The sequence below is a fragment of the Streptomyces sp. SID1328 genome (assembly GCF_009865595.1).
GTDB lineage: Bacteria > Actinomycetota > Actinomycetes > Streptomycetales > Streptomycetaceae > Streptomyces > Streptomyces griseoluteus.
Window position 1 is genome coordinate 1 of record NZ_WWKH01000982.1, and the last position, 218, is coordinate 218.

The 218-nt window shown below is 78.4% G+C and carries 1 protein-coding gene; it reads left to right on the plus strand.

Annotated elements, in window-relative coordinates; all coding sequences use genetic code 11:
* Nucleotides 1-218 (plus strand): hypothetical protein (locus GT030_RS31530; RefSeq protein WP_161204012.1); only part of this gene is annotated, 218 nt, incomplete at both ends.

Sequence of the window (218 nt, forward strand, 5' to 3'; positions counted from 1 at the left end):
GAGCCCCAGCCGCTGCCCGGCGCCCGGGACTGGGCGGCCGAGGTCGCCGCGGGCATGGACGCGGGCGTACGCGTCTCGCTGCGCCTGGACCTGTCCGGGTACAGCGTCTTCGACACGAGTGACGACCAGCGCGCGCGGGCGGCCGGTGCCGCCGTCGTGCAGGTCCACAGCCTGGCCGACCCCACGCTGGTCGCCGACGCGGCGGCCGTGTGGGCCGG